1 protein-coding gene is annotated in these 1,031 nt (G+C 69.9%); it reads left to right on the top strand.

Annotated features, from left to right (window positions below; genetic code table 11):
- The coding region (locus tag U4Z64_RS37285; RefSeq protein WP_321822681.1) for an acetyl-CoA C-acetyltransferase at nucleotides 1-1,031 on the top strand (1,031 nt) is incomplete at both ends.

The following is a 1,031-nucleotide window of genomic DNA, read 5'->3' as shown; positions in this document are numbered from 1 at the left end:
GCGACGGTGATTCGCGCGGTGCTGGAGCGTTCGGGCGTGAAGCCCGAGCAGGTGAGCGAAGTGATCATGGGCCAGGTGCTGACGGCGGGCTCGGGGCAGAACCCGGCGCGCCAGTCGCTGATCAAGGCCGGCCTGCCGAGCGCAGTGCCGGGGATGACGATCAACAAGGTGTGCGGCTCGGGCCTGAAGGCCGTGATGCTGGCGGCGAACGCGATCGTGGCGGGCGACGCGGAGATCGTGATCGCGGGCGGCCAGGAGAACATGAGCGCGGCGCCGCACGTGCTGCCGGGCTCGCGCGACGGGTTCCGGATGGGTGACGCGAAGCTGGTCGACACGATGATCGTCGACGGCCTGTGGGACGTGTACAACCAGTACCACATGGGCATCACGGCGGAGAACGTCGCGAAGGAATACGGGATCACGCGCGAGGAGCAGGACGCGTTCGCGGCACTGTCGCAGAACAAGGCGGAAGCCGCGCAGAAGGCCGGGCGCTTCGACGACGAGATCGTGCCGGTGTCGATCCCGCAACGCAAGGGCGAGCCGCTGCAGTTCGCGACTGACGAGTTCGTGCGCCACGGCGTGACGGCGGAATCGCTGGCGGGGCTGAAGCCGGCGTTCTCGAAGGACGGCTCGGTGACGGCGGCGAACGCGTCGGGGCTGAACGACGGCGCGGCGGCGGTGCTGGTGATGTCGGCGCAGAAGGCGGCGGCGCTCGGCCTGACGCCGCTGGCGCGGATCAAGGCGTACGCGAACGCGGGCGTGGATCCGAGCGTGATGGGCATGGGTCCGGTGCCGGCATCGCGCCGTGCGCTGGAGCGCGCGGGCTGGACGCCGGGCGACCTGGACCTGATGGAAATCAACGAGGCATTCGCGGCGCAGGCGCTGGCGGTGCACAAGCAGATGGGCTGGGACACGTCGAAGGTGAACGTGAACGGCGGGGCGATCGCGATCGGTCACCCGATCGGCGCGTCGGGCTGCCGGATCCTGGTGACGCTGCTGCACGAGATGGCCAAGCGCGATGCGAAGCGCGG

The organism is Burkholderia sp. BCC1996 (genome assembly GCF_905339955.1).
GTDB lineage: Bacteria > Pseudomonadota > Gammaproteobacteria > Burkholderiales > Burkholderiaceae > Burkholderia.
This window is presented reverse-complemented; position numbering and strand designations above follow the sequence as displayed.